This is a genomic window from Streptomyces sp. NPDC031340, assembly GCF_055569945.1.
The window spans coordinates 1-23,641 of sequence record NZ_JBVIIE010000048.1 but is presented as its reverse complement, the minus strand read 5'-3'; the positions used below and the strand labels follow the sequence as shown (position 1 = coordinate 23,641).

Below are 23,641 nucleotides of genomic sequence, written 5' to 3'. Positions count from 1 at the left end.
CCTGCGAGCGGTGCGCGTACTCCGCAAGGTGGAGGTCCCGTTCCCCGGTGGGCTCGGGGTCTGTCCTAGCCTGGGCCGATGACGGCGGAGACGACGGATGAATGGCGCGGCTGGCGGGCGGCGGCCGAGGCCGCCCTGTACGGGCCGGACGGTTTCTATCGCAGGCCGGAGGGGCCGGCCGGGCACTTCCGTACGTCGGTGCACGCGTCGCCGCTGTACGCGGAGGCGGTGGCCCGGCTGCTGTGCCGGGTCGACGAGGCGCTCGGCGGGCCCGCGTCGCTCGACTTCGTCGACATGGCGGCGGGGCGCGGCGAGTTGGCCGGCGGTGTGCTGGCGGTGCTCCCCGCCGAGGTGGCCGCACGCACGCGTGTGTACGCCGTCGAGCTCGCCGACCGCCCCGCGGGCCTCGACGACCGCGTCCGGTGGCTGGCCGAGCCGCCGCAGGGCCTCACCGGGCTGCTGTTCGCCAACGAGTGGCTGGACAACGTTCCGGTGGAGATCGCCGAGACGGACTCCGTGGGCGTGCCGCGACGGGTGCTGGTACGGCGGGACGGCACCGAGCGCCTCGGGGAGCCGGTCGGCGGCGCGGAGGCGGAGTGGCTGGCGCGATGGTGGCCGTTGGGCGCCGAGGAGGGGCTGCGGGCCGAGATCGGGCTGCCCCGGGACGAGGCGTGGGCCGCCGCGGTCGCGACGCTCGACCGGGGGCTCGCGGTCGCGGTCGACTACGCGCACAGCCGGGAGGCGCGCCCCCCGTTCGGGACGCTCACCGGGTTCCGGGAGGGGCGCTCGACGGCGCCCGTGCCGGACGGGTCGTGCGACATCACGGCGCATGTCGCGCTGGACGCGTGCGCGGCGCACGCCATGGCGCACCTGACGGCGCGCACAACAGCGCACACGACGGAGCGCACCCTCCCCGGCGCGCACCTGTTGCGGCAGCGCGACGCGTTGCGCGCGCTGGGCATCGCGGGCGCACGCCCCCCGCTGACGCTGGCGACCACACACCCCGCCGCGTACGTGCGCGCCCTCGCGAGCGCCGGCGAAGCCGCCGAGCTCACCGCTCCGGGCGGCCTCGGCGACTTCGGCTGGCTGCTGCAGCCGGTGGGAATCCCGGACCCGCTCCTCGACAGCGCGTAGGGCCACTCGCGCGAGGCCGCTCGCGCGGGCCGCTCGCGCAGGGCTGCTCGCGTCGGCCTACTTGTCGATGTCCCCGACGACGAAGAACAGCGAGCCCAGAATCGCCACCATGTCCGCGACCAGCGTCCCCGGCAGCAGTTCCACCAGGGCCTGGATGTTGTTGTACGAGGCCGAGCGCAGCTTGAGCCGGTACGGCGTCTTCTCGCCCTTGCTGACGAGGTAGTAGCCGTTGATGCCGAGCGGGTTCTCGGTCCACGCGTAGGTGTGGCCCTCGGGCGCCTTGAGCACCTTCGGCAGCCGCTGGTTGATCGGGCCGGGCGGCAGGTCGGCGAGCCGGTCGAGGCAGGCGTCGGCGAGGTCGAGGGCGTTGTGGGTCTGCTCCAGCAGCACCTCGAAGCGGGCGAGGCAGTCGCCCTCCCGCCGGGTGACGACCTTCAGGGTGTCCTGCAGCTCCCCGTAGGCGAGGTACGGCTCGTCGCGGCGCAGGTCGAAGTCGACCCCCGAGGCGCGCGCGATCGGCCCGCTCACGCCGTACGCGTGCACGGTCTCCGGTGCGAGCGCCCCCACGCCCCGCGTGCGCCCGCGGAAGATCTCGTTGCCGAGCACCAGGTCGTCGTAGACGTCCATGCGCGAGCGCACGTCGGCGACGGCGGCACGCGCGCGTGCCGTCCAGCCCGCGGGCAGGTCCTCCTTCAGGCCGCCGACGCGGTTGAACATGTAGTGCATGCGGCCGCCGGAGACCTCCTCCATGACGTTCTGGAGGGTCTCGCGTTCCCGGAAGGCGTAGAAGACCGGCGTGATGCCGCCGAGCTCCAGCGGGTAGGAACCCAGGAACATCAGGTGGTTCAGCACCCGGTTGAGCTCCGCGAGGAGCGTGCGCGTCCACACCGCGCGGGTGGGGACCTCCATGCCGAGCATGCGCTCCACGGCGAGGACCACACCCAGCTCGTTCGAGAAGGCCGACAGCCAGTCGTGGCGGTTGGCGAGCATGATGATCTGGCGGTAGTCGCGCGCCTCGAAGAGCTTCTCCGCGCCCCGGTGCATGTACCCGATCACCGGCTCCGCGCGCATGATGCGCTCACCGTCCAGCACGAGCCGCAGCCGCAGCACACCGTGCGTGGACGGGTGCTGGGGCCCGATGTTGAGCACCATGTCGGTGCTCTCCGCGGCGCCGCCGATTCCGACCATGGTCTCCGTCGTAGGAGTCATGGACACAGTCTCTCCTACGTACGCTGACCGTATGGAGACGGGGAGCCCTCAGAAGACGGGCGTCGCGGAGGCCGGGCCGGCGTGGACCGGGCTTCCGCCGGGGCTGCTGCGGATGCGCCGGCTGCTGCTGGTGGTGTGGCTGGGGACGGCCGCCCTCGCCATCGGGCTGCTGCTGGGGTTCCTCGCCGGACCGGCCTGGGCCGCCCTGGCGCTGGCGCCGCTCGCGCTGACGGCCTGGGGCTGGGTGCTGCTCGGCCGCAACTGGCGCTCGTGGCGGTACGCCGAACGCGCCGACGACCTGCTGATCAGCCGGGGAGTGCTGTGGCGGGAGGAGACCGTCGTGCCGTACGGACGGATGCAGCTCGTCGAGGTCACCTCGGGTCCCGTCGAGCGGTACTTCGGGCTGGCCAGCGTGCAGTTGCACACCGCGGCCGCGGCGACCGACGCCACCATTCCCGGCCTCGACCCGGCCGAGGCGGAACGGCTGCGGGACCGGCTCACCGAGCTCGGCGAGGCCCGATCGGCGGGACTGTGACGTTGCCGCCCTCCCAGGACGACGCCGCCCGTGACGATGTCCACACCGACGCCCACCACGGCGAGCGTCCTCTCGCTACTCCCGTGGAGCGGCGGCTGCACCCCGTGACGCCGCTCAGGCGGGCGTGGGCGCCGGTCGCCGTGGTCATCGGGTGGGCCGTCCACGACCCGGACCAGGCGCAGCGCCAGCTGACCCGGCTGACCGCCACCACGCTCCTGGTCGCGCTCGCCGTCGTCGTCCCGGCCGCCGCCCTGTACGGCTTCCTCAGCTGGTGGTTCACGCACTTCGCGGTGACCGACACGGAACTGCGCATCCGCACCGGGCTGGTCTTCCGCCGCACCGCGCACATCCGGCTGGAACGCGTCCAGGCCGTCGACGTCACCCAGCCCCTCCTCGCGCGCGTGGCGGGCGTCGCGAAGCTGCGGCTGGACGTCATAGGCGCAGGCAAGAAGGACGAGCTCGCCTTCCTCGGGGAGCGCGAGGCCCGTGCGCTCCGCGCGGAGCTGCTCGCGCGCGCCGCCGGTTTCGCCCCCGAGACGGCGCGCGAAGTCGGCGAGGCACCAGCGTGCGAACTGTTGCGCACGCCCCCACGTCACCTCGTGCTCTCCCTCGTGCTGACGGGCGCCACCTGGGGATCGCTGGCCGCCGCGCTCGTCGTGCCGCCCGTGCTGTGGCTGGCCACCCACAGCGTGTGGACGGTCCTGGCCAGCGCCCTGCCGCTGCTGGGGACGGCGGGCGCGAGCAGCGTGGGACGGTTCGTCGCGGAGTACGACTGGACGGTGTCCGAGTCTCCCGACGGCCTGCGGATCGACCACGGTCTGCTCGACCGCACGCACGAGACGGTGCCGCCGGGACGGGTGCAGACCGTACGGATCGTGGAGCCGCTGCTGTGGCGGCGCCGCGGCTGGGTGCGGGTGGAGCTGGACGTGGCCGGGTCGGCCAACTCGGTGCTGGTGCCCGTCGCCCCGCGCGAGCTCGCCGAGGCGGTCGTCGCGCGCGTGCTGCCCGGCGTCGTCGTACCGGCGGCCGATCCATCGGCCGGGTCGTCGGCCGAGTCGCCGGCCGGAGCTGGGGCCGACCCGTGGGCGCGGCCGCCACGGCGCGCCGGGTGGTGCGCTCCGGTGTGGTGGCGCGGGCACGGGCTCTCCGTCACCGACACGGTGTTCGCCACGCGGCGCGGGCTGCTGCGCCGCAGGCTGGAACTCGTGCCGCACGCGAAGGTGCAGAGCGTGCGGCTGACCCAGGGGCCGTGGGAGCGGCTGTGGCGGCTCGCGGACGTGCACGTGGACACCGGAGCCGACAAGACCGTCACCGCACGGCTGCGGGACGCACAGGAGGCGGTGGAGCTGCTGCGGGCACAGGCCGAACGTTCACGGACGGGCCGACGGGCGGCCCGTCCCGACCGGTGGATGGCCTGACGGACGGATGGCCTGACGGGTGGATGACCTGACGGGTGGATGACCTGACGGGATGGATGATCTGCCACCCGCCCGCTGGGGGGGCAGGGCCGGCCGGGCCCGACGTGGCGGTGCGCCGCTGCCCGGAGAGGGCGTCGCGGCTGTGGCAGTGGGCCGACGCGAGAGCCGGGCCCGTGCGGCTCGTCAGGCACCCCTGTGCCCGCGCCCGCGACCGAGCCCGCGCCCGTCTTCGCGTCCCTGCCCGCTGTTAAGAGACCGCGCTGCGCACGTTGCGCAGGCCCTGCAGTTTGATCGGTTCCGTCTCGTCGTGGGCCGTCAGGTCGATGACCTGGCCGACGCCGCGCGACTCATCGTCCGCCGGCTTGAACTCCGCCTCCGCGTCGGCCTTGTGCAGCGCGAGCGCCTCCTGCCCGACCACGTCGGCGAGGTCCTCGTTGTGCACGTTCTCCAGGGCGCCCTGCGACGGCTGCCCCTTCGTGCCGAAGAAGTCGAACCCGCCCTCGACCGCCGGGCGCCGCGCGGGCGCGGGCGGCACGACGGCCACCGCGGTCGGCGCGACGAAGTGCCCGGAGGGCTGCTGCACGGGCTGGGCGTGCTTGCCCGTGGTGGCGGCGGTCGCGCGCTCGTGCCCGTCGACCGCCTCGGGCTTCCCCTGCGCCTCGTCCTCCTGCGCCGCCTCCGTACCGGCGGTGCCCGTCTTCACCGGCTCGCCTTTCGCGACGCCGTGCTCCTCGGCGGAGGCCGGAGGGACCTGAGGCTTCCGGGAGTCCGCGACGTTCCCGGACTGCTGGGGCTGCTCGGACTGCTCGGACTGCTCGGAGTCGCCCTTGGACTGCTTGGCGGCCTCGGTGCCCTCGGCACCCTCGGCTTCCTCGGCGTCGGCAGCGTCCTCGGCCGCGGCCTCCGCATCCACGGCCTCGTCGCCTTCCGCGGCTTCCTCGCCTTCCGCGGCGTCCTCGGATTCCGCGGTCTCCTCGGTGCCCTCGCCGCTCTCCGCCCCGGCGGCCGCGTCGGCCGCGTCGGCCTCGGAGCGGCCGTCGGCCCCGGCGAACCGGGTCAGCGCCGCGTCGGCCCGCTGGAACAGCTCCGCCCCCTCGGGCGAGAAGACCCCGGGAGCCGCCGCCGTCTCGGCGGTGTTCTCGGCGGCGTTCTCGGCGGCCTCCGCCGGGGCAGCCACAGCCCCGGCCTCCGCCACCGGCTCCGTCCTCGGTGTCGGCACCGGCGGCAGCGCGCGCGTGGCCGGCGTGTCGGTCGTGGTCTCGATCTCCAGCAGGCGCCGGCCCTCCAGCGCGCTCGCCCGCTCGGTCTCGGCGGTGGCGTACCGCCGCAGCAGCGCCGCGTGCTCGTTGCGCAGCCCCGCCAGCTCCGAGCGCTTCGCCCGCAGCCGCTGTTCGAGCTTGGCGCGCAGCTCGCGCGACTCCTCCAGGTCGGTCTCCAGCTCGGCGACCCGCTCCTCGTGCCGCCACTCGTCGCTCGCACGCGCGCGCGTGAGATCGGCGACGCGTTTGCCCGCCTCGATGTCCCAGCGGCGCATGACGGCCGCGCCCACGGCCGCGGTCGCCGCGGCTGTCGCAGCCGCCACCCGGAGCACGGCCGGATCCCAGAACACCCAGGGGCCGAGTGCGCAGACGAGGGAGACGCCTGCGATCGCCGACGGGGGAAGCAGCCTGTGCAGAGGCGGAGAATGGCGGTGACGTCCACGTGGCATGGCCAGAAACTTACCGCGCGTAGGGGAACGTTGGCCCCCCGCCCCGTAAAAAGACAGCCATAACGAAACGTTCACAGCGCATCAGGTGGTGCCTTTGCTGTGAAGGCGGTATTCGGACACGGTGCGCGGGAATTCCGGAGAGCCGCTCTCCCCGTGCTCACCGGTCGCTCAGCCGCCCACTGATCCACTGCAGCGTCCCGGGAATCTCGCGCCGCCAGGTGTTGAAGTTGTGGCCGCCGCTTTCCAGGATGATCGACGAGATCCGGGTCAGCCCGGTGGCCTGCACACGCTCTATGAACTTCAGCGTGTCCCGGTAGTTGGATTCACCGACCCTGCTGCTGGTGACGAGCAGTGAAGTGTCGGGCGGCGGGAGGTGCCTGAGGCACCACCACAGGTCGGCCCGGCCGCGCAGCTCCGCCCGGCCGTGGAAGAGGTCGCCGGTCGTGGGGTCGATCGGCGCCCTGTAGTACGGGGACAGGCCCGCGCCCGCCGCGTACACCCGGGGATGGTGCATGGCGAGCTTCAGCGCGCAGTAGCCGCCCGTGGAGTCGCCGATGATGCCCCAGCTGCCGGGCTTCCGGCCCACCCGGTAGTGCGCCAGCACGGCGTCCGGCAGGTCCTGGGCGAAGAAGGTCTCGGTCTGCGGGCCGCCGGGGATGTCCACGCACTCCGTGTCCCGCGGCGGGGCCACCGTGGGCCGCAGCATCACGAGGATCATCGGCTGCATGCGGCCGTTCTTCGCGAGCCCCAGGGCCGTGCTGGGGTAGTGCAGCTTGGTGAAGAGCGCCTCGGCCGTGCCCGGATACCCGGTCAGCACGACGGCCGCGGGGAACGTGCGGGTGCGGTACTGCGGCTGGAAGTACTCCGGCGGCAGGTACACGTACGCGGGTGTGGCGATGTGCGTCCTGCGGCCCACGATGTCGACCTTCTGGATCTGCCCGCCGGTCCGCGGCCGCGCCCCGGCGGCGCCCTGCACCCGTACCGTGTCGACCACCTGCAGCGGGCCGCCGGATCCCCCGAGTGCCGTGTGGTTGACGACCACGCCCTGGTCGTTCTCGCGGCCTAACAGATCCGCCCAGCTCGCGTAGAACCCGAAGGCCTGGTTGGCGGCCAGGCCCACCGACACGAACAGGGTCAGCTGAGTGGCGAGCAGCAGGCCGACCCGCCCGCCGACGGCACGCCAGCCCCCTCGCGCCAGGCGCGGCCACAGCCACACCGTGCCGACGAACAGCAGCACGGCGAACGCGACAGCCAGTACCAGCGTTACGTTGCTCGTAAGACCCATGGGTGCTTCCTGCCTGCGCTTTCTCCCAGGTCCCCGCTCCTTCGCGAGGGCTTGCCCGGGACTTTCCCCGGCCTTTGATACGGCTTTGGAGTGGCGAGTGAACCTGTGTACCCGTGACACCGTCCTAGAGGGCGCAATGTCGCCGGATGCCCGAATCGGCACCGGATTCAAGGTCTCTCGCAGAACTACAGGATGCGATGTCTGTCAGGACAGATGAGGAAATGTCGGGCGGGGTTCCGACCCGATCACGCAAGGCGCGGCGCGTGTTCCGGGGTCCGCGCCCCGAGGCCGTCCCGGCCCTCGTCGCCAGGGCGTGCACGCTCGTGGGCCTGCTGGACATCGCTGCGGGCGTCTTCCCGCGCTTCCGGCACAGCCGTATGCACACCCTCGCCGAGGTGCTGCCGGGCGCGCTCGGTCCGTTCGCGGCGGCCCTCTCGCTGAGCACCGGCGTGCTGTTGCTGCTGCTCGCGCACGGGCTCAGGCGCGGCAAACGCCGTGCGTGGCGGGCCGGGGTGGCGCTGCTGCCGGCGGGCGCGGTGACGCAGTTCACGTACCGGCACTCGCTGCTCGGCGCGCTCATCTCGCTGGCGCTGCTGGCGGCGCTGCTGCGCCACCGCGACCAGTTCGCGGCGCTGCCGGACCCGCGCAGCCGCTGGCGGGCGCTCGCGAACTTCGTTCTCATGGGTGCCAGCTCCCTCATGCTCGGACTGATCATCGTCAGCGTCCACCCGAATCGCATGGTGGGCGACCCGAGCCTGGCCGATCGCATTACGCACGTCCTCTACGGTCTGTTCGGCTTCGAAGGACCGGTCGACTACCAGGGAGACACCTCCTGGACCGTCGCCTTCTCCCTCGGCGCTCTCGGACTGCTCACCGCCGTCACCACCATCTACCTCGCCCTGCGCCCGGAACACCCGGCGGCGCGCCTGACGGAGGAGGACGAGGCCCGTTTGCGCGCGCTGCTCGCCAAGCACGGCGGCCGCGACTCGCTCGGCCACTTCGCGCTGCGCCGCGACAAGGCCGTCGTCTTCTCGCCCAGCGGCAAGGCGGCGGTGACCTACCGCGTCGTGTGCGGGGTGATGCTCGCCAGCGGCGACCCCATCGGGGACGTCGAGGCCTGGCCGGGCGCCATCGAACGCTTCATGGACGAGGCACGGGCCCATTCGTGGACGCCGGCCGTCATGGGCTGCTCGGAGACGGGCGGCGAGGTGTGGACCCGGGAGACCGGCCTCGACGCGCTGGAACTCGGCGACGAGGCGGTGGTGGACGTCGCGGATTTCTCGCTCGCCGGCCGCGCGATGCGCAACGTGCGCCAGATGGTCAAGCGCATCGAGCGGGCCGGATACGAAACCCGGGTACGACGTGTCCGTGACCTCGGCGAGACGGAGCTGGAGCGGATCCGGCGGGCCGCCGACGCCTGGCGCGGCACCGACACCGAACGCGGCTTCTCCATGGCGCTGGGCCGCATCGGCGACTCCGCCGACGGCGACTGCCTCATCGCCACCGCCCACAAGGCGGACGCCGAGCCGGGTCCGTACGGCGACCTGAAGGCGATCCTGCACTTCGTGCCGTGGGGCCCGGACGGCGCCTCGCTGGACCTGATGCGCCGCGACCGTTCGGCCGACCCCGGCATGAACGAACTGCTGATCGTCGCCGCCCTCCAGGCAGCGCCCCGTCTCGGCATCACGCGCGTGTCGCTCAACTTCGCGATGTTCCGCTCCGCGCTCGCACGGGGCGAGAAGATCGGGGCGGGCCCGGTGCTGCGTGCCTGGCGCGGGCTGCTGGTGTTCCTCTCCCGCTGGTTCCAGATCGAGTCGCTGTACCGGTTCAACGCCAAGTTCCAGCCCCGCTGGGAGCCGCGCTTCGTGGTCTACCGGGCGTCGGCCGACCTGCCGCGCATCGGCTTCGCCGCCATGCAGGCGGAGGGGTTCGTCGACCTCGCGCTGCCGCTGCCGCGCTCCCTGCGCCGCCGGACGGCCGTCCCGCGCGCGTGCGCGCACGCCGTGGCGGAGCGGAACGTACGCGCGGCCTGAGCGGCGGAAGAGGTACCGCGTGGCCTTGGCGGCGGACGGCCCGGGCACGGCCCGGGCGGCCCGGACGGCAGACCGCACACGCGGCCCGGACGGCAGACCGCACGCACGGCCCGGACGGCAGACCGCACGCACGGCCCGGACGGCAGACCGCACGCACGGCCCGGACGGCAGACCGCACGCACGGCCCGGACGGCAGACCGCACACGCGGCCCGGACGGCAGACCGCACGCACGGCCCGGACGGCGGACCGCACACGCGGCCGGGACGGCGGACGGCACGCGCGGCCCGAGCGGCGGACGCGGCCCGGGCGGCCCGGACGGCAGACCGCACGCACGGCCGGGACGGCGGACGGCACGCGCGGCCCGAGCGGCGGACGCGGCCCGGGCGGCCCGGACGGCAGACCGCACACGCGGCCGGGACGGCGGACGGCACGCACGGCCCGGACGGCGGCGGCCCGGACGGGCCCGCGCGGCCCGGCGCTGGGCCTACGCTGAACGTATGAGCAAGCACAGCGGACGCGGGCGCGTCGCGGGCCTACCGGAATGGGACCGCTGCGCGGTCATGGGAGTGGTGAACGTCACCCCCGACTCCTTCTCCGACGGCGGCCGCTTCTTCGACACCACGGCCGCCGTCAAGCACGGCCTGGACCTGGTCGGCGAGGGAGCCGACCTGGTCGACGTCGGCGGCGAGTCCACCCGCCCGGGCGCCACCCGCGTCGACGAGGCCGAGGAGCTCAGGCGCGTCGTCCCGGTGGTGCGCGGTCTCGCCTCCGAGGGTGTCACCGTGTCCGTCGACACCATGCGCGCCTCCGTCGCCGAACAGGCCCTCGCGGCCGGCGCCGTCCTCGTCAACGACGTCAGCGGCGGCCTGGCCGACCCCGCGATGATCCCGGTCGTCGCCGCGGCGGGCGCCCCCTTCGTCGTCATGCACTGGCGCGGCTTCCTGGAGGGCGGCAACGTCAGGGGCGTGTACGACGACGTGGTCGCCGAGGTCGTCGACGAACTGCGCGCGCGGGTGGAGGCCGTCCTGGCCGGCGGCATCGCCCCCGACCGCGTCGTCGTCGACCCCGGCCTCGGCTTCTCCAAGGACGCCGGACACGACCTCGCCCTGCTGTCCCACCTCGACCGCCTGCTCGGTCTCGGCCACCCACTGCTCATCGCCGCCTCTCGTAAGCGGTTCCTGGGGCGCGTGCTCGCCGGGCCCGAGGGCGCGCCGCCGCCCGCGCGCGAGCGCGACGCCGCCACGGCCGCCGTGTCCGCGCTGGCGGCTGCCGCCGGCGCGTGGGCGGTGCGTGTGCACGAGGTGCGCGCCACCGCGGACGCGGTACGGGTCGCACGCGCCGTGGAGGGGGCGCGGCGCGCGACCGGTGCGCCGGGCGCTGATGACACCCACCCGGCGCACGCGTCGGTGCCCGCGCCCGCCGCGGCCACCGCGAGCGGAGCGCACACCTCGGCGGATGCGCCCGGCCCGGACACCGCGAGCGGGTCGCGAACCCCAGCAGGTGCGCCAGGCGCGGACACCGCGAGCGGGGCGCGAGCCTCCGAGCGGGCGCCCGGCACGCACTCCCCCGCCCCGGGCGCCGGCTCCCCCGGGGGAGCCCGGTGAGCGCGCCCCACACCGACGTCGAACAGGTCGAGGCCGCCAACACGGCCTTCTACGAAGCGCTGGAACGCGGCGACTTCGAGGAGGTCGCCTCGCTCTGGCTCACCCCGGCCGACCTCGGTGTCGACGAGGAGTACCACGACCCCGCCGACACCGGCGTGGTCTCCTGCGTGCATCCGGGCTGGCCGGTGCTCACCGGCCGCGGCGAGGTCCTGCGGTCGTACGCGCTGATCATGGCGAACACCGACTACATCCAGTTCTTCCTCACCGACGTGCACGTCTCCGTCACCGGCGACACCGCCGTCGTGACCTGCACGGAGAACATCCTCAGCGGTGGCCCGGCCCCCGAGGAGGGCGACGAGCTCGGACCGCTCGTGGGCCAGCTCGTGGTCGCCACGAACGTCTTCCGCCGCACCCCCGACGGCTGGAAGCTGTGGTCCCACCACGCCTCTCCCGTGATGGCGGAGACCGAAGAGGACGAGGAGGAGGAGACCCCCTCCTGAGCGGGCGGGCGGCCGCCCGGACCGAGAAGTGGTTGGAATCACGGCGCCCTGGGTAGGGGCGGCTACCGACCCGTGAGCCGCCGGGTTCCCCCGGGAGAACGCACGATGAACACTCCCGGCCCCGGCACAGGCCCGCGCCCCGCGGCCCGGCCCTGTCAGTGCCCGCAGGTAGATTCGTTCTCAGCCGGTGTGCCGCCCGCACGCGGTACGGGCCGGCCGTCACCGACGATTGCAGGAGTGATTCGCGTGGATCGTGTCGCGCTGCGCGGCCTCAAGGCCCGCGGGCACCACGGTGTGTTCCCCGAGGAACGCGAGAAGGGCCAGACCTTCGTCGTGGACCTCGTCCTCGGCCTGGACACCCGCCCGGCCGCCGCCGGCGACGACCTGGCGAAGACCGTGCACTACGGCATCGTGGCGGAGGAGGTCGTGGCCGTCGTGCAGGGCGAGCCCGTCAACCTCATCGAGACGCTCGCCGAGCGCATCGCCCACGTCTGCCTCGAGCACGAGGGGGTCCAGGAGGTCGAGGTCTGCGTCCACAAACCGAACGCGCCGATCACGGTCCCCTTCGACGACGTGACCGTCACCATCACCCGGAGCCGAGTATGAGCGCGTCTTTCGCGGGCGGTCACAGCGACCCGACCGTACAACCGGTGCCCGCCTCCGTCGTGCAGCAGGTGGACGCCGCCGACACCACCCTCCACAACCCCAAACGCGCCGTGATCTCCATCGGCTCCAACCTCGGCAACCGCCTGGAGACCCTGCAGGGCGCCGTCGACGCCCTGGAGGACACCCCCGGCGTCCGCGTCAAGGCAGTCTCCCCCGTCTACGAGACGGAGCCGTGGGGCGTCGAGCCGGGCAGCCAGCCGTCGTACTTCAACGCCGTCGTGCTCCTCAGGACGACCCTCCCCCCGTCGTCCCTGCTGGAGCGGGCGCACGCCGTCGAGGAGGCCTTCCACCGGGTACGGGACGAACGCTGGGGCGCCCGCACCCTGGACGTCGACATCGTCGCCTACGACGGTGTGGCCTCCGACGACCCGCACCTCACCCTGCCCCACCCGCGCGCCCATGAGCGCGCCTTCGTGCTGGCCCCCTGGCACGACGTGGAGCCCGACGCCCAGCTGCCCGGCCGCGGGACCGTCGCCGGCCTCCTCGACGCCGTCACGCGCGAGGGCGTGGCACCCCGCCAGGACCTGGAACTCCACCTGCCCGAGTAGCCGTTAAGGTCAAGACGAGCCGAGACGAGAGAAGCCGAGTTTCGAGCCGAGACGCGCCGAGACGCGCACAGTCCGGGACCGGTCCGGGGGAGCTGAAGGGACACCGTGAAAGAGCTGCGCATCAGGATGCTGGTCGGCGTCTTCGTGGTGGCCGGCGTCCTGTCCTGGGCCGGTGCCCGCCTCTGGAACTCGGTGGGGACCCTTCCCAGCGTCCCGCTGGCCGCGCCGATCGTGCTGGCCCTGATCGCCGTCGTCCTGCTCGCCACGGCGCTGTCGATCCGCGCCCGCCTCAAGGCCCAGCGCGAACGCCGCCCCGGGGCCAAGGGCGTCGACCCGCTGATGGCGGCCCGCGCGGTGGTCTTCGGCCAGTCCAGCGCCCTGGTCGCCGCTCTCGTCGCCGGCATGTACGGCGGCACCGGCGTCTTCCTGCTGGAACTCCTGGACACCCCCGCCCGCCGTGACCAGGCCGTCTACGCCGGCTTCTCGGTCGTCGCGGGCATCGCGGTGGTGGCCGCCGCCCTGTTCCTGGAGCGCGTCTGCCGGCTCCCGGAGGACGACGAGCACAACGGCACCGGAGCCGCCCCGGCGCGGTGAGGGCCGCGGGCCGCGGCGTGACGGGGCGGAGCCCCCAGCCCCAGCCCCAGCCCCAGCCCCAGCCCCAGGAGCCTCCAGCGCCTCCAGCGCCTCAGCGCGCCATGATCAGGCTCATCGCCTCGTTGCGGGTGGCGGGGTCGCGCAACTGGCCGCGGACCGCCGACGTTATGGTCTTCGCCCCGGGCTTGCGGACGCCCCGCATCGACATGCACATGTGCTCGCACTCGACGACGACGATGACGCCCCGCGGCTCCAGGATCTTCATCAGCGAGTCGGCGACCTGCGTGGTGAGACGTTCCTGCACCTGGGGCCGACGGGCGTACACGTCCACGAGCCGGGCCAGCTTCGACAGGCCCGTGATCTTGCCGTCGGCGGACGGGATGTACCCGACGTGGGCGACGCCGACGAACGGCACGAGGTGATGCTCGCACGAGCTCAGCACCTCGATGTCCTTCACGAGCACCATCTCGTCGTGCCCCAGGTCGAACGTGGTGGTCAGCACGTCCTCGGGCCTCTGCCACAGACCCGCGAAGATCTCCTTGTACGCCCGCGCGACCCGTGCCGGGGTCTCCCTCAGCCCCTCGCGGTCGGGGTCCTCGCCGACCGCGAGGAGGAGTTCGCGCACGGCGTTCTCGGCGCGCTTCTCGTCGAACTCGCCGATCGCGTGCTCGCCGCCGTCCAGCGTCACGGGGTCGGTCATGTGGTGCCTCGTTCCTGTGCGGGTCGCGCGCGGGGCCACGCGCCTCGTGTGGGTGCGTACGAAATGCCGCGCCCCCCAGGCTAGAACCTGGGGGGCGCGGCATCCATTCCGGGCCCGGTGGGGGCCGTCGCGGAGCCCGATCAGGCCTCCGGACGCTCCTCGGGGGCCGGCTCGGTCACCGGGGAGTGCTCCGTCGCCGTCGTCTTGGCGGTGGAGATCGCCGGGCCGACGCCGTTGGCGCCGTTGGTCAGTGCGAGCTCCTTGGGGGAGAGCACCGGCGGGCGGGTGGACGGGGTGCGCCGCGAGGAACCGGTCCAGGCGGGCCGCGGCGGGCGCTTGACGATGGTGGCGAAGATCTCGGCGATCTCCTCCTTGTTCAGCGTCTCCTTCTCCAGCAGCTTCAGCACCAGGTTGTCGAGGACGTCGCGGTTCTCGACCAGGATCTCCCAGGCCTCGTTGTGCGCGTTCTCGATGAGCTTCTTGACTTCCTCGTCGACCAGCGCGGCGACCTCTTCCGAGTAGTCGCGCTGGTGAGCCATCTCACGGCCGAGGAACGGCTCGGTGTTGTCGCCGCCGAACTTGATCGCGCCCAGACGCTCGGTCATGCCGTACTGCGTGACCATCGCGCGAGCGGTGGCCGTGGCCTTCTCGATGTCGTTGGCCGCACCCGTGGTCGGGTCGTGGAAGACGAGCTCCTCGGCCGCGCGGCCGCCCAGCATGTAGGCCAGCTGGTCCAGCATCTCGTTGCGGGTCGTGGAGTACTTGTCCTCGTCCGGCAGCACCATCGTGTAGCCGAGGGCCCGGCCGCGGGACAGGATGGTGATCTTGTGGACCGGGTCGGAGTTGGGCGAGGCCGCCGCGACCAGGGCGTGTCCGCCCTCGTGGTACGCGGTGATCTTCTTCTCCTTGTCCGACATGATCCGGGTCCGCTTCTGCGGGCCCGCCACCACGCGGTCGATCGCCTCGTCCAGCATGGAGTTGTCGATCAGCTTCTTGTCGCTGCGGGCCGTCAGCAGCGCCGCCTCGTTCAGCACGTTCGACAGGTCCGCACCGGTGAAGCCCGGGGTACGGCGGGCGACGGCGGCGAGGTCGACGTCCGGGGCGACCGGCTTGCCCTTCTGGTGGACCTTGAGGATCTCCAGACGGCCCTGCAGGTCCGGCGGATCGACCGCGATCTGGCGGTCGAACCGTCCGGGCCGCAGGAGGGCCGGGTCGAGGATGTCGGGCCGGTTGGTGGCGGCGATGAGGATCACACCGCCCTTGACGTCGAAGCCGTCCATCTCGACGAGCAGCTGGTTCAGCGTCTGCTCGCGCTCGTCGTGACCGCCGCCGAGGCCGGCGCCGCGGTGGCGGCCGACCGCGTCGATCTCGTCGACGAAGACGATCGCCGGGGCGTTCGCCTTGGCCTGCTCGAACAGGTCGCGGACGCGGGAGGCGCCGACGCCGACGAACATCTCGACGAAGTCGGAACCGGAGATCGAGTAGAAGGGCACCCCGGCCTCGCCGGCGACGGCGCGCGCGAGGAGCGTCTTGCCGGTGCCGGGACGGCCGTACAGCAGCACGCCCTTGGGGATCTTGGCGCCGACGGCCTGGAACTTGGCCGGTTCCTGCAGGAACTCCTTGATCTCCTGAAGCTCCTCGACGGCCTCGTCACAGCCCGCGACGTCCGAGAACGTCGTCTTCGGGGTGTCCTTGGTGATGAGCTTGGCCTTGGACTTGCCGAAGTTCATCACCCGGGAGCCGCCGCCCTGCATCTGATTCATCAGGAACAGGAAGACGACCACGATGAGGACGAAGGGGAGCAGGGAGAGCAGGATGTTGAGGAACGGGTTCTGCTTGGACGGCGACACCGTGTAGCCGTCCGGGATCTGCTTGTCCTGGTACTTGGTCTGCAGCGTGTTGGCGATGGTCACGCCTTGGTCGCCGATGTAGCTCGCCTGGATCTTCGAGCTGCCCTTGACCTTTTCGCCGTCCTTGAGCTGGACCTTGATGGTCTGCTCGTCGCCGGTGGTCAGCTTGGCCGATTCCACCTTGTTGGCGTTGATCGCTGCGACGACCTGGCCGGTGTCCACCGTCTTGTAGCCGCCGGACGAGCCGACGACCTGCATCAACACGACCACGGCAAGGACGGCCAGCACGATCCACATGACCGGCCCACGGAAGTATCGCTTCACGTCCATCCACACGGAGCGGTGCCGCCCCGTCCCTCCTGCCATAGTGAGTTTGATAAGACAGTTCTTCTGACGGTACCCCAGCATTGCCGCGCGAAGCCGCACGGGACGGCTGGCGGGCCCGTCTGGTTGCTTCAACGGTGAGGAACCCCGTGGGGTTCCCGACCGTCTCCGGAAGACTGGCCCGTACGGGCTCAGCCGCCGTAGACGTGGGGCGCGAGCGTACCGACGAACGGGAGGTTGCGGTACTTCTCGGCGTAGTCGAGGCCGTAGCCCACGACGAACTCGTTGGGGATGTCGAAGCCGACCCATTCCACGTCGATGGCGACCTTGGCGGCCTCCGGCTTGCGCAGCAGCGTGCAGACCTTGAGCGACGCCGGTTCACGCGAGCCGAGGTTGGAGATCAGCCAGGACAGGGTCAGGCCGGAGTCGATGATGTCCTCGACGATCAGGACGTGCTTGCCCTTGATGTCGGTGTCGAGGTCCTTGAGGATCCGCACGACGCCGGAGGACTGAGTGCCCGCGCCGTACGACGACACGGCCATCCAGTCCATGGTGACGGGGGTGGACAGCGCCCGGGCCAGGTCCGCCATGACCATCACCGCGCCCTTGAGCACGCCGACGATGAGCAGATCCTTGCCCGCGTACTCCACGTCGATCTTCGCGGCCAGCTCCACCAGCTTCGCGTCGATCTCTTCCTTGGTGATGAGTACCTGACTGAGGTCGGCACCCATGTCTTTCGCGTCCACCCGCATCACTTTCGGTCGGTCGATCCCACCGGCTGCACCCCCTGTCAGGGATGAGGATTCAGCCTTGCCGAATCACCAGTCTGCCACCCTGCCGCCGGGCGACGACTTTGCCGGGGAGGTTGATGGCTCCCTGGCCGCGCCAGCCGGTGATCAGCCGGTCGACCTCTTCGATGTGGCCGGCGAACAGCGACCCGGCGGGCGAACCGGCGTCGATGACCGCCCGGCGCAGGATGCGGCGGCGCACGGCGGAGGGCAGCGCGAAGAGCTTGGCGCACTCCAGGAGGCCCGCCGCGTCGCGGACGGTGGCGTCGGCCTGCCCGGCCCAGGCGTCGAGGGCGTCGGCGTCGTCGCGGGAGAGCCGGGCCGTACGGGCGAGGGCTTCGACGACGCCCTTGCCGAGGGCCTTCTCGAGGGCGGGCAGGCCCTCGTGGCGCAGCCGGGAGCGGGTGTAGGCGGGGTCGGCGTTGTGCGGGTCGTCCCAGACCGGCAGGGACTGGACCATGCAGGCCTTGCGGGCGGTCTGCCGGTCGAGGGCGAGGAAGGGACGCCGGTAACGGCCGCCGGCCCCCGAGACCGCGGCCATTCCGGACAGGGAGCGGATGCCGGAGCCGCGGGCGAGGCCCAGCAGGACGGTTTCGGCTTGGTCGTCCCGGGTGTGGCCGAGCAGCACGGCGGCGGCGCCGTGGCGCTCGGCGGCGGCGTCGAGGGCGGCGTACCGGGCGTCGCGGGCGGCGGCCTCCGGTCCGCCCTCGCGGCCGACGGTCACGGCGACGGACTCGGCCGGCGTGAGACCGAGGCCGGTCAGGCGCAGGACGACCTCGGCGGCGCGCAGGTCGGAGCCGGGCTGCAGACCGTGGTCGACGGTGACGCCGCCGGCGCGGACGCCGAGCTTGGGGGCCTCGAACGCGAGCGCCGAGGCGAGGGCCATGGAGTCCGCGCCGCCGGAGCACGCGACGAGCACGAGCGGCGCCGGCCGCGGCTCGTCCGGGGTGTCGCCGTGGGCGCGGCCGTGTTCGGTGAGGATGTCGTGGAGGACGCGGCGGACCGCCAGGCGTATCGCCGCGACCGCAGGATGGGGACCCATGTCCGGTTCCCTTCATGAAGTTGTCGGGGGGGAGCCCCGAGCCCGGTCACTCAGAGTGTGTCGATGGTGACAGAACCGGGGCGTTACCCGAGCATTGCACGCCTACCCCTGGCTCACGGTCCCTCGGACGGGTGATTGGAGGGGCGTCCTTCTGCCGTCGGCCGGTTTCTTCCCACGACCTCCCCACGGCGTTCACCGGGTTCCGGGTGTGCACGGGCTCCCGGCGGTCACGGGCACCGGCTCTCGCCGGCCCCCGGCGCTCACGGAAGCTCCCTGCGTCACTGCTCCGCCTTGCGGTGGACCCGCGTGATCCACTCCGCCGGAGCGGCGATCTCCGCCTTGGTGGGCAGGGTGTTGGGCGAGGTCCACACGCGGTTGAAGCCGTCCACGCCGACCTGGTCGACGACGGCCCGCACGAAGCGTTCGCCGTCCCGGTACTGCCGGAGTTTGGCGTCCAGCCCGAGCAGCTTGCGCAGGGCCATGTCCAGCCGGGAGGCGCCCTTGGCGCGGCGCTGCTGGAACTTCTCGCGGATCTCCGCGACGGTCGGCACGACCTCCGGGCCGACGCCGTCCATCACGAAGTCGGCGTGCCCCTCCAGCAGGGACATCACAGCGGTGAGGCGGCCGAGGATCTCCCGCTGGGTCGGGGTCTGGACGAGTTCCACGAAGGACCGTCCGCCGTCGTCCTCCTCGCCCTCGGGGCGGCCGCCGACGAGCGACTGGGCGGCGTCCCGGACGCGTTCCAGGACCGTCACCGGGTCGACGTCGGTCTCGGCCAGGAACGCCTGGATCTCGCCCTCCAGGTGGTCCCGCAGCCAGGGCACCGCGCTGAACTGCGTGCGGTGCGTCTCCTCGTGCAGGCACACCCACAGGCGGAAGTCGTGCGGCTCGACGTCGAGTTCGCGTTCGACGTGGACGATGTTGGGGGCGACGAGCAGCAGCCGGCCGCCGCCGTTCGCGCCGGCCGGCAGTTCGCGGGTGGCCGGGGCGAAGGTCTCGTACTGGCCGAGGACGCGGGAGGCCAGGAAGGACAGCAGCATCCCGAGTTCGACGCCGGTGACCTTGCCGCCGACGGCGCCGAGGACCGCGCCCGCCGGACCGCTGCCGCGCCGCGCCTGCATCTTGTCCAGCAGCGGTTTGAGGATCTCCCGGAACCCGGCGACGTTCGCCCGGACCCAGCCGGGCCGGTCGACGACGAGGACAGGCGTGTCGTGGATCTCCTCCGTACCCATCCGGGTGAACGCCCGGACGTGTTCCTCGGAGGACTTGGCGTGCCGGCGCAGCTCCGCGACGACGGCCCGGGCCTCGTCGCGGCTGACGTCGGGGCCCGGCCGCACGAGCCGGGTCGCGGTCGCCACCGCGAGGTTCCAGTCGACCATCCCAGAAGAAGCAGCACCACCGATGCTCGTCATGCGTCAACCGTACGTGAGCGCCCCCGTCGCGGGCAGGGCGCGGAGGCGCGGGGACGGCCCGCCGGGGCGCCCGGCCGTCAGCCGCAGCGGAGGCGCGGGCACGGCCCGCCGGGCTGCCCGGCCCGTCAGCGGCAGCCGCAGGCCGCCAGCGCCGTGGCCGTCCGGTCGAGGGCCGTCTGGGCCGCCGTCGCGCTGACCGTGTCCGAGGCCAGGAACGCGAAGGCCAGCAGCCGGCCGTCGCGGTCGACGACGGTCCCGGCCAGGGTGTTCACGCCGGTCAGCGTGCCCGTCTTGGCCCGTACGACGCCTGCCGCGCCGTCCGCGTAGCGGCTGCTCAGGGTGCCGGTGAAGCCGGCCACGGGCAGGCCGGTGAGGACCGGGCGCAGTTCGGGGTGGCCGGTGTCGCCCGCCTCGGCCAGCAGGGCGGTGAGCAGGCCGGCGGTGAGGCGATCGGCGCGGTCCAGGCCGCTGCCGTCGTGGAACTCGGCCTCGCCGACCGGCAGTCCGAGGGCCTTGAGCCGGGCGGCGATCGCGGCGGCGCCGCCGTCGAAGCTCGCCGGGCGGCCCGTCGCGACGGCCGTCTGGCGGGCCAGCGCCTCGGCGATGTCGTTGTCGCTGTTGGTCAGCATGCGCTCGACCAGGGCGGAGAGCGGGGGCGAGGAGACGGCGGCGAGGTTCTCGGCGCGGTTCGTGGCCTTGGAGGGTCCGGGGGAACTGGTCTTGATGCCGTGGTCCGCCAGGAGGTCGCCGAAGGTGCGGGCGGCGTCCGCCGCGGGGTCCGCGACGCGGGGTGCGGGGCCGCTGGAGGAGTCGTCGGTGCGGCCCTCGTCGGTCATCAGGGCGCTGACGCGGGCGAGGTTGTCGTTGACTCCGATCGGGTGGATTTCGGGGCCGGTGTAGAGGGTGGTGTCGTAGGAGAGGGTGACGTGGTGGACGTCGCGCTTCTTCAGGGCCGCGGCCGTCTTCGCGGCGAGCGTGCGCAGGCTCGCCCAGCCTCCGGAGCCGCCGCCGCGGGCGGTCAGGGTGGGGTCGCCGCCGCCGACCAGGACGAGCTCCCCGGTGTCGGGTTCCAGCGCGGTGCGGGTGGTGAGGCGGTGGTCGGCGCCCATCGCGGACAGGGCGGCGACGGCGGTGGCGATCTTCGTGGTGGAGGCGGGGGTGAGGGCGTCGTCGGCGCCGGCGCCGTAGAGGCGCTCGCCGGTGGCGACATCGACGACGGCGGCGCTGTGCCGGCGGCCGAGCGCCGCGTCGTCCAGCAGCGGGTCCAGGACCGCGGCGAGGGCCTTCGCGGGCGGGGCGGCCCCGACGGTGCCCTTGGCGGCGCCCAGGCCGGCCAGGACGGCGGCGGCGCTGGGGGCGGGGCGGGGCGCCCCGTCGGCCGCGCCGGATGATCCTGACGCACCTGACGAACCGGACGAATCGGTGCGGCGGCCGTGATCTGTGCCACCCGTGCGCTCCAGGGCGACTGCCCGGTCCCGCTCGGCCGTACGCTGACCGGTGGAGTCCCACGGGCCCGCGGCGGTCACCACCGCGGCAGTCAGCGCCAGACCGGCGGTGGCGGCGCCCGCGGTGTACTGCCAGGTCTTGCCGGTCCCCGGCCTCGTGATCCGAGCGAGCTGCGGTCGCGCGGCGTCCGCGGCCCGTGCCAGACGCGGCCGTACGGCGTCCGTCGCCCGTGCGAGGCGCGGTCGTACGGCGTCCGTGGCCCGCGCGAGACCTGGTCGTACGGTCGCGGCGGCCCGTGCCAGACGGGGTCGTACGGCACCCGCGAGCCGCGCCACCCGCGGCCCAGCGGCCCGCCAAGGCCTCAGTTCGGGCACGACCACCAGCCCCTTTCGCGATCACACAGCTGCGTGAGGGACACTTAACCACCAGAACTATGTGCTGATCATGGAGGAACCACCGGTGGAGTTCGACGTCACGATCGAGATTCCGAAGGGTTCGCGGAACAAGTACGAGGTGGACCACGAGACCGGTCGGATCCGCCTGGACCGTCGACTCTTCACCTCGACCGCCTACCCGACCGACTACGGCTTCGTCGAGAACACCCTCGGCGAGGACGGCGACCCGCTGGACGCGCTGGTCATCCTGGACGAGCCGACCTTCCCGGGCTGCCTCATCCGCTGCCGCGCGATCGGCATGTTCCGCATGACGGACGAGGCCGGCGGCGACGACAAGCTGCTGTGCGTGCCGTCGACGGACCCGCGCGTGGAGCACCTGCGTGACATCCACCACGTCTCCGAGTTCGACCGCCTGGAGATCCAGCACTTCTTCGAGGTCTACAAGGACCTCGAGCCCGGCAAGTCGGTGGAGGGCGCCAACTGGGTCGGCCGCACCGAGGCCGAGGCCGAGATCGAGCGGTCCTACAAGCGCCTCAAGGAGCAGGGCGGTCACTGACGCCCCCTCCGCACACCCGGGCCGCACGCGCGCGCGTGCGGCCCGTCCGTGTCTCCGGACGCCTTTCTGTGCGCATACTGGGGCGTACCGGAGGTGCCTAGTCGGGAGCAGTGCGTGACGGAAGCGGAGGGCCGCAGGCCGCTGTCGGACGAGGTCAGGGGCACGTTCGAGGCCGAGACGACATCCGAGTTCGCGATTCCCGGCGGGCTCGCCGTACCGAGGGGCGGCGGTGAGCCGGAGACCACGTCCGAGTTCGCGGTGCCCCGCGGGCTGGACGTGCCGCAGCAGTCCGGCGCGGAGGCCGAGGGGTCGGCTTTCAGCCCGCCGCGCACCTACAGCGCCCGGGACGCTCCGCCCGCGTTCACGCCGCCGGCCGGTGTCCCGGTGGTCAGCCTGACCAAGGACGTGCCCTGGCAGGACCGGATGCGCACGATGCTGCGCATGCCGGTGACCGAGCGTCCGGCGCCGGAGCCGCCGCCGAAGACCGAGGAGGGCGGTCCGGCCGTCCCCCGCGTGCTCGACCTGACCCTGCGCATCGGGGAGCTGCTGCTGGCGGGCGGCGAGGGCGCCGAGGACGTGGAGGCCGCGATGTTCGCGGTGTGCCGGTCCTACGGCCTGGACCGCTGCGAGCCGACCGTCACCTTCACCCTGCTGTCGATCTCGTACCAGCCGTCGCTGGTGGACGACCCGGTGACCGCGTCGCGCACGGTGCGCCGCAGGGCCACCGACTACACCCGGCTGGCGGCCGTGTTCCAGCTGGTGGACGACCTCAGCGACCCGGAGACGCACATCTCGCTGGAGGAGTCCTACCGGCGGCTCGCGGAGATCCGCCGCAACCGGCACCCGTACCCGACCTGGGTGCTGACGGCGGCGAGCGGGCTGCTGGCGGGGGCGGCCTCCGTGCTGGTCGGCGGCGGGGCGCTGGTGTTCGTGGCGGCCGCGATAGGGGCGATGCTCGGCGACCGGCTGGCGTGGCTGTGCGCGGGCCGGGGGCTGCCGGAGTTCTACCAGTTCACGGTCGCCGCGATGCCGCCGGCCGCGATCGGTGTCGCGCTGACGGTGGCCCACGTGGACGTGAGGGCGTCCGCGGTCATCACCGGCGGGCTGTTCGCGCTGCTGCCCGGGCGGGCGCTGGTGGCGGGCGTGCAGGACGGCCTGACCGGCTTCTACATCACCGCCTCCGCGCGCCTGCTGGAGGTGATGTACCTCTTCGTCGGCATCGTCGTCGGGGTGCTGGTCGTCCTGTACTTCGGCGTGAACCTGGGCGCCAAGCTGAACCCGGACGCCGCCCTGAGCATCGCGGAACGGCCGCTGTTGCAGCTGGCCGCGTCGATGCTGCTGTCGCTGACGTTCGCGGTGCTGCTCCAGCAGGAGCGGGCCACCGTGCTCGCCGTGACCCTGAACGGCGGGGTCGCCTGGTCGGTGTACGGCGCGATGTACTACGCCGGCGAGCTGTCCCCGGTCGCCTCCACGGCCGCCGCGGCCGGGCTGGTGGGACTGTTCGGGCAGTTGCTGTCGCGGTACCGGTTCGCCTCGGCGCTGCCGTACACGACCGCGGCGATCGGGCCGCTGCTGCCGGGGTCGGCGACGTACTTCGGGCTGCTGTCGATCGCGCAGAACGACGTGAACAAGGGGCTGGTGTCGCTGGCCACGGCGGCCTCGCTGGCCATGGCCATCGCCATCGGGGTCAATCTCGGGTCGGAGATCTCCCGGCTGTTCCTGCGGATCGGCTCCGCGGAGAAGCGGCGGGGGGGGGGGGGGGGGGGGGGGGGGGGGGGGGGGGGGGGGGGGGGGGGGGGGGGGGGGGGGGGGGGGGGGGGGGGGGGGGGGGAGGGGGAGGGGGGGGGGGGGGGAGGGGATCAAGAACGAGAAACACGCAAGACGAAGGAACAA

The 23,641-nt window shown here is 73.0% G+C and carries 19 protein-coding genes and 1 pseudogene; 11 read left to right on the top strand and 9 right to left on the bottom strand.

The window, feature by feature from the left end:
- Positions 1-78 precede the first annotated feature (78 nt).
- Complete coding sequence (locus tag ACZ5GT_RS30370) at positions 79-1,134, top strand: SAM-dependent methyltransferase (protein ID WP_469032470.1); 1,056 nt, start codon at positions 79-81, stop codon at positions 1,132-1,134.
- 57 nt (positions 1,135-1,191) lie between these two features.
- Here ACZ5GT_RS30370 and ACZ5GT_RS30365 read toward each other — a convergent pair whose 3' ends face one another.
- Positions 1,192-2,343, bottom strand: coding sequence for an NADH-quinone oxidoreductase subunit D (locus ACZ5GT_RS30365; protein ID WP_469032468.1), 1,152 nt, complete (start codon positions 2,341-2,343; stop codon positions 1,192-1,194).
- A gap of 31 nt (positions 2,344-2,374) precedes the next feature.
- On the opposite strand from ACZ5GT_RS30365, the gene ACZ5GT_RS30360 reads away from it, so the two are divergent.
- Together ACZ5GT_RS30360 and ACZ5GT_RS30355 are read left to right on the top strand one after the other, a co-directional pair.
- Positions 2,375-2,878, top strand: a complete 504-nt coding sequence (locus tag ACZ5GT_RS30360; RefSeq protein WP_469032466.1) for a PH domain-containing protein — start codon at positions 2,375-2,377, stop codon at positions 2,876-2,878.
- A gap of 83 nt (positions 2,879-2,961) precedes the next feature.
- Complete coding sequence (locus ACZ5GT_RS30355; RefSeq protein ID WP_469032598.1) at positions 2,962-4,296, top strand: PH domain-containing protein; 1,335 nt, start codon at positions 2,962-2,964, stop codon at positions 4,294-4,296.
- Between the two features lie 247 nt (positions 4,297-4,543).
- Here the strand turns inward: ACZ5GT_RS30355 and ACZ5GT_RS30350 are convergent, their stop codons facing one another.
- Complete coding sequence (locus ACZ5GT_RS30350; RefSeq protein WP_469032462.1) at positions 4,544-6,004, bottom strand: hypothetical protein; 1,461 nt, start codon at positions 6,002-6,004, stop codon at positions 4,544-4,546.
- Between the two features lie 157 nt (positions 6,005-6,161).
- On the bottom strand, positions 6,162-7,289 hold the full coding sequence (locus tag ACZ5GT_RS30345; RefSeq protein WP_469032458.1) for an alpha/beta hydrolase: 1,128 nt from the start codon (positions 7,287-7,289) through the stop codon (positions 6,162-6,164).
- A gap of 221 nt (positions 7,290-7,510) precedes the next feature.
- On the opposite strand from ACZ5GT_RS30345, the gene ACZ5GT_RS30340 reads away from it, so the two are divergent.
- The 6 genes and pseudogenes from ACZ5GT_RS30340 (at position 7,511) to ACZ5GT_RS30315 (ending at position 13,235) form a co-directional block, all read left to right on the top strand.
- Positions 7,511-9,322, top strand: coding sequence for a phosphatidylglycerol lysyltransferase domain-containing protein (locus tag ACZ5GT_RS30340; protein WP_469032455.1), 1,812 nt, complete (start codon positions 7,511-7,513; stop codon positions 9,320-9,322).
- 498 nt (positions 9,323-9,820) lie between these two features.
- Positions 9,821-10,702, top strand: a pseudogene (folP, locus tag ACZ5GT_RS30335) (dihydropteroate synthase); the annotation flags it as partial.
- A gap of 221 nt (positions 10,703-10,923) precedes the next feature.
- Positions 10,924-11,427, top strand: a complete 504-nt coding sequence (locus ACZ5GT_RS30330; RefSeq protein WP_469032453.1) for a nuclear transport factor 2 family protein — start codon at positions 10,924-10,926, stop codon at positions 11,425-11,427.
- Between the two features lie 246 nt (positions 11,428-11,673).
- Entirely contained in the window at positions 11,674-12,033 is a 360-nt protein-coding gene (gene folB, locus ACZ5GT_RS30325; protein WP_469032450.1) for a dihydroneopterin aldolase, read from the top strand.
- Entirely contained in the window at positions 12,030-12,641 is a 612-nt protein-coding gene (gene folK / locus ACZ5GT_RS30320; RefSeq protein ID WP_469032448.1) for a 2-amino-4-hydroxy-6-hydroxymethyldihydropteridine diphosphokinase, read from the top strand. Before folB ends, folK begins: the two co-directional genes overlap by 4 nt.
- Positions 12,642-12,746: 105 nt before the next feature.
- Complete coding sequence (locus ACZ5GT_RS30315; protein ID WP_469032446.1) at positions 12,747-13,235, top strand: DUF3180 domain-containing protein; 489 nt, start codon at positions 12,747-12,749, stop codon at positions 13,233-13,235.
- A gap of 91 nt (positions 13,236-13,326) precedes the next feature.
- Here ACZ5GT_RS30315 and folE read toward each other — a convergent pair whose 3' ends face one another.
- The 6 genes from folE to dacB form a co-directional block, all read right to left on the bottom strand.
- Complete coding sequence (gene folE, locus ACZ5GT_RS30310) at positions 13,327-13,935, bottom strand: GTP cyclohydrolase I FolE (RefSeq protein ID WP_469032444.1); 609 nt, start codon at positions 13,933-13,935, stop codon at positions 13,327-13,329.
- Between the two features lie 140 nt (positions 13,936-14,075).
- Positions 14,076-16,115 (bottom strand): ATP-dependent zinc metalloprotease FtsH, encoded by a 2,040-nt coding sequence (ftsH, locus tag ACZ5GT_RS30305; protein ID WP_469032595.1) that lies wholly within the window; start codon positions 16,113-16,115, stop codon positions 14,076-14,078.
- A gap of 185 nt (positions 16,116-16,300) precedes the next feature.
- Positions 16,301-16,861 (bottom strand): hypoxanthine phosphoribosyltransferase, encoded by a 561-nt coding sequence (gene hpt / locus ACZ5GT_RS30300; protein ID WP_469032591.1) that lies wholly within the window; start codon positions 16,859-16,861, stop codon positions 16,301-16,303.
- Positions 16,862-16,913: 52 nt separating this feature from the next.
- On the bottom strand, positions 16,914-17,939 hold the full coding sequence (gene tilS, locus ACZ5GT_RS30295) for a tRNA lysidine(34) synthetase TilS (RefSeq protein ID WP_469032442.1): 1,026 nt from the start codon (positions 17,937-17,939) through the stop codon (positions 16,914-16,916).
- 278 nt (positions 17,940-18,217) lie between these two features.
- Positions 18,218-19,351 carry a zinc-dependent metalloprotease gene (locus ACZ5GT_RS30290; RefSeq protein WP_469032441.1) on the bottom strand — a complete coding sequence of 378 codons (1,134 nt, stop codon included), beginning with the start codon at positions 19,349-19,351 and terminating at the stop codon, positions 18,218-18,220.
- A 125-nt stretch (positions 19,352-19,476) separates the two neighbouring features.
- On the bottom strand, positions 19,477-21,177 hold the full coding sequence (gene dacB, locus ACZ5GT_RS30285; RefSeq protein WP_469032439.1) for a D-alanyl-D-alanine carboxypeptidase/D-alanyl-D-alanine endopeptidase: 1,701 nt from the start codon (positions 21,175-21,177) through the stop codon (positions 19,477-19,479).
- Between the two features lie 79 nt (positions 21,178-21,256).
- On the opposite strand from dacB, the gene ACZ5GT_RS30280 reads away from it, so the two are divergent.
- Entirely contained in the window at positions 21,257-21,748 is a 492-nt protein-coding gene (locus ACZ5GT_RS30280; protein WP_469032588.1) for an inorganic diphosphatase, read from the top strand.
- Between the two features lie 114 nt (positions 21,749-21,862).
- On the top strand, positions 21,863-23,641 hold a 1,779-nt coding region (locus ACZ5GT_RS30275; protein WP_469032437.1), incomplete at its 3' end, for a threonine/serine exporter family protein.

Excerpts from the sequence above, each read along its gene's own strand:
- ACZ5GT_RS30360 (WP_469032466.1), top strand. The coding sequence starts at position 2,375 with ATGGAGACGGGGAGCCCTCAGAAGACGGGCGTCGCGGAGGCCGGGCCG.
- ACZ5GT_RS30365 (WP_469032468.1), bottom strand. The coding sequence starts at position 2,343 with ATGACTCCTACGACGGAGACCATGGTCGGAATCGGCGGCGCCGCGGAG.
- ACZ5GT_RS30340 (WP_469032455.1), top strand. The coding sequence starts at position 7,511 with ATGTCGGGCGGGGTTCCGACCCGATCACGCAAGGCGCGGCGCGTGTTC.
- tilS (WP_469032442.1), bottom strand. The coding sequence starts at position 17,939 with ATGGGTCCCCATCCTGCGGTCGCGGCGATACGCCTGGCGGTCCGCCGC.
- ACZ5GT_RS30345 (WP_469032458.1), bottom strand. The coding sequence starts at position 7,289 with ATGGGTCTTACGAGCAACGTAACGCTGGTACTGGCTGTCGCGTTCGCC.
- folE (WP_469032444.1), bottom strand. The coding sequence starts at position 13,935 with ATGACCGACCCCGTGACGCTGGACGGCGGCGAGCACGCGATCGGCGAG.
- ftsH (WP_469032595.1), bottom strand. The coding sequence starts at position 16,115 with ATGGACGTGAAGCGATACTTCCGTGGGCCGGTCATGTGGATCGTGCTG.
- ACZ5GT_RS30370 (WP_469032470.1), top strand. The coding sequence starts at position 79 with ATGACGGCGGAGACGACGGATGAATGGCGCGGCTGGCGGGCGGCGGCC.
- folK (WP_469032448.1), top strand. The coding sequence starts at position 12,030 with ATGAGCGCGTCTTTCGCGGGCGGTCACAGCGACCCGACCGTACAACCG.
- ACZ5GT_RS30350 (WP_469032462.1), bottom strand. The coding sequence starts at position 6,004 with ATGCCACGTGGACGTCACCGCCATTCTCCGCCTCTGCACAGGCTGCTT.
- hpt (WP_469032591.1), bottom strand. The coding sequence starts at position 16,861 with ATGCGGGTGGACGCGAAAGACATGGGTGCCGACCTCAGTCAGGTACTC.
- ACZ5GT_RS30290 (WP_469032441.1), bottom strand. The coding sequence starts at position 19,351 with ATGACGAGCATCGGTGGTGCTGCTTCTTCTGGGATGGTCGACTGGAAC.